Annotated in this window: 4 protein-coding genes and 2 pseudogenes; 5 read left to right on the forward strand and 1 reads right to left on the reverse strand. The window is 47.1% G+C overall.

Going from position 1 to position 6230, the window contains the following annotated elements; genetic code table 11:
* The 4 genes from AC1WIP_RS10005 to AC1WIP_RS10020 form a co-directional block, all read left to right on the forward strand.
* On the forward strand, window positions 1-994 hold a 994-nt coding region (locus tag AC1WIP_RS10005; RefSeq protein WP_481141693.1), incomplete at its 5' end, for an ABC transporter ATP-binding protein.
* A 155-nt stretch (window positions 995-1149) separates the two neighbouring features.
* Complete coding sequence (locus tag AC1WIP_RS10010) at window positions 1150-1665, forward strand: DedA family protein (protein ID WP_481141694.1); 516 nt, start codon at window positions 1150-1152, stop codon at window positions 1663-1665.
* A gap of 107 nt (window positions 1666-1772) precedes the next feature.
* A complete protein-coding gene (locus AC1WIP_RS10015) occupies window positions 1773-2486 on the forward strand; it encodes a response regulator transcription factor (RefSeq protein WP_481141695.1) in 714 nt (237 codons plus the stop codon).
* A gap of 40 nt (window positions 2487-2526) precedes the next feature.
* On the forward strand, window positions 2527-4905 hold the full coding sequence (locus AC1WIP_RS10020) for a sensor histidine kinase (protein WP_481141696.1): 2379 nt from the start codon (window positions 2527-2529) through the stop codon (window positions 4903-4905).
* On the opposite strand, the pseudogene AC1WIP_RS10025 reads toward AC1WIP_RS10020, so the two are convergent.
* Window positions 4902-5797, reverse strand: a pseudogene (locus tag AC1WIP_RS10025) (LysR family transcriptional regulator). The gene AC1WIP_RS10020 and the pseudogene AC1WIP_RS10025 sit on opposite strands and share 4 nt — an antisense overlap.
* A 196-nt stretch (window positions 5798-5993) precedes the next feature.
* Between AC1WIP_RS10025 and AC1WIP_RS10030 the strand changes: the two are divergent.
* Window positions 5994-6230: pseudogene (locus AC1WIP_RS10030) on the forward strand (3-isopropylmalate dehydratase large subunit); the annotation flags it as partial.

Raw genomic sequence — 6230 nt, forward strand, 5'->3', positions numbered from 1 at the left:
CTTTGGCTCCGTGGGCTGGGCCATTTTTCAGATTTTTCAGATCGTATGTCTGGCCTTTACCGGCTATCTGGCCTTTCAGGGAAATATTCTGGCGGGAGACATCACCTTGTACCAGAGCTATTTTTCCACCATTGTAAATCAGGTTTCCGCCATCATTACCCTGGTGCCAACCATTGCAAAGGGAATCGAATCCGTCAACTCAATCGGAGAGGTGCTCTTATCGGATGATGTGGAGCAGAATGAGGGAAAGAGAGGCATCGTAGATGTAAAGGGGCACTTTTCCTTTCAAGATGTACACTTTAAGTACCATGAGTCAGAACGGGATATATTGGATGGCTTGAATCTTGAGGTAAAAGAGGGCGAAACCATCGCGCTGGTTGGAGAATCCGGCGCAGGAAAGTCCACGATCTTAAATATGGTGATCGGCTTTTATCTGGCAGATTCCGGCAGGCTTTTGATGGATGGGGAGGATCTTCGGGAGATTGATCTGCGCACCTACAGAAAATATCTTGCGGTGGTGCCCCAGACCTCCATTCTGTTTTCCGGCACCATCAGAGATAATATCACCTATGGCTGTGAGAACGTATCGGAGGAAAAGCTAAACAGTGTAATTCAGGCGGCAAATCTTACCGATCTGATTGCATCCCTGCCAAAGGGACTGGACTCCCAGGTGGGTGAGCACGGTGGAAAGCTCTCCGGCGGGCAGAGACAGAGAATTTCCATTGCCAGGGCGTTGATCCGCGATCCCAAAATCATTGTGCTGGATGAGGCTACCTCCGCCTTGGACAGCATTTCCGAAAAGCTGATTCAGGAGGCGGTGGATAACCTGACCAGGGGACGCACCACGTTCATCGTGGCGCACCGTCTTTCCACCATACGGGGAGCGGATAAAATTGCTGTAATCAGCGGAGGAAAATGCGCGGAATATGGAAGCTATCAGGAGCTGATGGACAAAAAGGGAATTTTCTACAGCATGAAAAAAATACAGAGCTGAGAATTGCGCGCTGATGGCGCATAAAAAGGGAAGGCAGGAGACTGTCTTCTTTTTTTACGCGCCATTTCTTTAGAAATTCTTTGTTTTTTCCTGCAAGGGGTTTTCATATTTCCAATTTAATATAAGGGAAGAACAAAAGAGGGAGCTTAGAAAGTATGGACCTGGATGCTTTGACCTATTATTTTACCCAATATGGAGCAATTGCAATTTTTATCATGGTTTTCTTGGAGTATTTGAATCTTCCAGGATTCCCCGCAGGCTTGATCATGCCCCTTTCCGGCATTATGGCCTCCAGGGGGAATATAAATTTCTTCATGGTTATGACAATTACAGTATCTGCCGGACTTTTGGGAAGCCTCCTTCTTTACTTTCTGGGCCGCAAGGGCGGAAGCGTGTTCTTAAACGCCTATATCAAGCGGTTTCCCAGGCAAAGGGAGGCTGTGGAGAAAAATATGGAGTGGCTTCGCCAAAGAGGCTTTTGGGGCGTTTTTGCAGCCAAGCTTGTGCCGGTGCTTCGCACCCTTGTATCTATTCCGGCGGGAGTGCTTCACATGGACTTAAAGCGATATGTGGTAAGCTCTGCCATGGGGATTTTTTTGTGGAATCTGTTTTTTGTAGGTGCAGGCTACCTGCTGGGAGACCAGGTGTTTTCCCTGCTTGGAGGAAGCTGACAGGAAAAATCAAAATAAGAAGCGGTTGCTATGAGGCCGGTTCATTTATATAATAGATGCAGGCGGCTTTTTGAAAACCGTAAAATTACAGGAATAGAGGGACAACAATGGACAATAGCAGGTTTCATATTTTGATTGTGGAGGACGACAAAGAAATTCGCGAGGGCGTGGAAATTTATTTGAAAAATCAAGGCTATGTGGTGTTTCAGGCAGCAAACGGCAAGGAAGGACTTGAGGTTGTAAAAAAGGAGGAAATCCATCTGGCCATTGTGGATATTATGATGCCGGTTATGGATGGGGTGAGCATGCTGATGAAGCTGCGGGCCATGGATTATGAATTTCCGGTGCTGATGCTTTCCGCCAAGTCTGAGGAGGTGGATAAAATTATGGGGCTGAATATGGGAGCTGATGACTATATCACAAAGCCCTTTACGCCTCTGGAGCTTTTAGCCAGGGTAAACTCTCATCTGCGCAGATACGCCAAATACCTGTCCGCAGTGAACAATGAAGCGGGGAATGAGCATATTTACACCATCGGCGGGCTGGAGTTGAACGAGGATACGGTGGAGGTCAGTGTGGACGGGGAGCCGGTAAAGCTCACCCCCATGGAATTTAAGATTGTGCAGCTGTTGATTAAAAATCCCGGAAGGGTTTTTTCGGCAGACGAAATTTACGAAAGAATCTGGAATGAAAAGGCGGTAAACACGGATACCATCATGGTGCATGTGCGTAACATACGGGAGAAAATTGAAATTGATCCCAAGAATCCCAAATATCTTAAGGTGGTTTGGGGTGTAGGCTATAAAATTGATAAGCAGTAGCTGCCATAGGGTGAAAGCTTATGGAGAAAGGATGCGTTAAATGGACGAGCAGAGACAAGTGCAGGGAGAAGCGGAAAAAGCAATGGCTTCAAAAGAGAACAGGGAGCCAGGGGAAAATAGAACCGCAGAAGAAAATATGGACACGGAAGGGAAAACATCCATGAAAAAAAAGCGTTCCCTTTCTTTTCGCTGGATTTTCCTTGGCATCTGTGCCGCCTGTGTCTGTGCTCTTTTGTATACGGCGTTTTATGGGAGCTTTCGCAAAGGCGTGGAGAATCTCCGTACCAGCCCGGTGGAGACGGAAAACGGCGTCACCTTTCTCTATCAGTACAGTTATCTGCTGTACCGGGATATGTACAACAAAGTAAATCATACCAATTTAAGCTACAGCGAACTGTTTATGAAGCCTGCTGAGGGGAAAGAGTGGATCCATGATGAGACCTCCCAGGAGTATCAGGAGCTGTATGCGGAAAATACGGGGGAATACGACGCGCTTGTTTCCTGCAGCCATTATCTGGATGATCATTTTTCCCAGCTGGAGAGCAGCTTTGCGCAGATGAATCTCTACTATGATTATCTTGCCGAGGACCTTTCCACAGGAGAAATTCTCACCAATCTTTCCTCCCCTGAAATCTCCCTGGCAGATCAGTATTTTTATTTGAGCTTTGAGTTTGATGAAAGCGGAAATGTCTCCATCGGAAGTACGGTAAAGGGAAATAATGCCACCATCATACGGAAATATGCCAACGAGGTGATGCGGAATTTAAGTCTGGAAAATCTGACAGAGGAATTCATGGTGGAAGGGCAGCCCTCCTTGCTGTACAAAATCTCAATGCCCGCAAATTTCCGGATTACCTTCTGTATTGCGCAGACCGACTGGCAGCAAATGTGGCAGGAGGACTATGTCAATCTTCCCGGAGGCGGATATGTCTATGACGGCTACAGTCTTTATGATGCCTACAGATATTCCGGCAGCGCAAATCTTTACCTCATTTTTCTGGGATTGCTGTTTTTGGCTGCGCTTTTTTTGCCGGTATCCAAAAAGGAACGCTTTGGATGCCTTAAGCTGTACCGGATTCCTGCGGAGGCGGCTGCGATGCTTGCCGTCATATTGATTTCTCTGTCAGATGCCACAGTGGTTGAGCTTGTGATGAATGTGGCGGACGGAAGCTACCAAAGGAGCCTGGAACCCTATATGCCCGCTGCAGCGGCAAGGCTTCTTGTTTTGGCGCTCAATCTTCTGGCTCTTGGCCTGATGTTTTTCGGCGCATGGTATGCCGGCACCTGCTTTAGATTGATACGGGAGCTTGGAATCAAAAGGTATATAAAAGAACGCAGCGTCATCTACCGCATATTCCCTTTTTTGAAAAACAAGTTTTTGGAGGTGTATGATGCCTTAAGCCATTTTGATGTGACCAAAAGCGCTAAAAAGCTCATATGGAAGGTGGTTTTGATCAATGGCGTGATTCTGCTTGTAATCAGCAGTCTCTGGGTCAGCGGCCTGTTTATCGTGGTAATTTATTCTGTGGTACTGTACTTTATTTTAAAAAAGTATATCAGCGGCATTCAGAAAAAGTACAGCATTCTGCTTGGATATATCAACAAGATAGCTGAAGGGAATCTGAATGGAAATATGACGGAGGATCTGGGCGTGTTTGAACCCTTAAAGCCCCAGCTGATCCGTATTCAGAGGGGCTTCCGGAAGGCAGTGGAGGAGGAGGTGAAGAGCCAGAAAATGAAATCGGAGCTGATCACCAATGTGTCCCATGATTTAAAGACGCCCCTGACAGCTATCATCACCTATATCAATCTTTTGAAGGATGAGAATCTTACAGAGGAACAGAGACGGGAATATTTAGATACTTTGGAGCGTAAGTCCAATCGTCTTAAGGTGCTGATTGAGGATTTATTTGAAGTCAGCAAGGCCAGCACAGGAAACGTCACCCTGAATTTTGTGAAGGTAGACATTATGAATCTGGTAAAGCAGGTGCTCTTTGAGTGGTCCGACAAGCTGGAGGAGGCCGGCCTTGACCTGAGACTGAATCTGACGGACGAAAAGGTGGTGCTGTCTTTAGACAGCCAGAAAACCTACCGGATTTATGAAAATCTGGTGGGGAACATCGTCAAATATGCCATGCCCGGCACCAGAGTTTATATTAACGGCTTCCGCATTGACGACACCGTTGTCATTATGCTGAAAAATATTTCCGCCCAGGAAATTCATGTGGAGGCGAAACAGCTGACGGAACGCTTTATCAGGGGCGACGCCTCCAGAAACACAGAGGGCAGCGGCCTGGGCCTGGCCATTGCAAGGAGCTTCACTGAGCTGCAGAACGGACGCCTGGAGCTTGAGGTGGACGGAGACCTGTTCAAGGTGACCACCACCTGGAAGATAGATACGAAACAGCCGCAAGATTAATCAAACAGCCGCAGAAATTTCTGCATGGGGGGAGTGGTCTGCTTCCCCGTGCAGAGAAATCCGATTCTTCTGGAGGGAATGGGTTCCTTTACCGGAAAAAGCACAAGGGAACCCTCCTCCAATTCTTTTTCCACAAAATCCCTGATCACACAGGCGATTCCCATCCCGATTTTTGCAAATCAATCAGCAGATCCATAGTAGTGACTTCAAGCTGCTGTTCAAAGGAAATGTCCCGAAGCAGCAGATATTTATCCACATATTGGCGGGACATATTTCCCTTGTGCAAAAGAAGCAGCGTGGCTTTGGAAAAAAGCTCCCGCTCCGCCGGCAGTTCATTTTCTGCCTGGGTGCGCTTTACAAGAAGCTTAAGATAATCTTCCGTGGTCACGAAAACATCGGAAATGGTTTTTATGGGGCGGAACAAAAGCCCTGTGCGCCCCGGCTCTCCGGTGAGTCCGATATCAAGCCGTCCCTTTTCCAGCGCCTCAATGGTTTCATTGGAGGACTGACAGAAAATAGAAACCCGGATATGCGGGTTTTCCCGTATAAAATCTTTTAAATAGGGGAGCAGAACATATTTGCACAAGGTAGTGCTGACTCCGATAGAAAGCTGTCCGCCTCCTGCAGCTTCCTTTTCCACAAGCTGTTCCTCCCCTGTGCGGATAGCGTGAAAGGCAGTTTCCAGCTGGCGGTATAAAAGCTCCCCCTCCTCCGTAAGGGCCACGCCTCTGGAGCTTCGAAAAAACAATGGGGTATGAAAGCTTTCCTCCAGCCGGGATATGGCCTTGCTCACTGCAGGCTGGCTGATATACAGATGCTTTGCCGCTCTGGATATATTGCCGCACTTGGCGGTCACATAAAAAATGTAATACTGATTCAGCTGATTTTTCATTTCAAGTGTCCTTTCTCTGAAAGCGCTTTTGGTTCTTGAAGCATATCATGATAGTAACATATAACTTTTGGTTATGGCAACCATGAACAATCCATATTTGTAGAATAGTAATTTTTATGCTATGATAGGAACAGTAAAGGAAAAAACAGCCGGAAAGAAAAAGGCTGTCATACGTAGAAAGGTTGTGGTAAGTGACATGGGAATGACAATGACGCAGAAAATACTGGCTGCCGCAGCGGGCCTTGACAAGGTGGAGGCCGGGCAGTTAATTGAGGCAAAGCTGGATCTGGTGCTTGGAAACGACATTACCAGTCCGGTAGCGATTCATGAAATGGACAAAATGAAGGTGCAGGGAGTGTTTGACAAGGATAAGATCGCCCTGGTGCCGGATCATTTTGTGCCCAACAAGGATATCAAGTCCGCAGAGCACTGT

Source organism: Acetatifactor sp. (assembly GCF_982438285.1).

Coding starts and splice junctions, on each gene's coding strand:
- AC1WIP_RS10010 (WP_481141694.1), top strand. CDS start 1,150: ATGGACCTGGATGCTTTGACCTATTATTTTACCCAATATGGAGCAATT.
- AC1WIP_RS10015 (WP_481141695.1), top strand. CDS start 1,773: ATGGACAATAGCAGGTTTCATATTTTGATTGTGGAGGACGACAAAGAA.
- AC1WIP_RS10020 (WP_481141696.1), top strand. CDS start 2,527: ATGGACGAGCAGAGACAAGTGCAGGGAGAAGCGGAAAAAGCAATGGCT.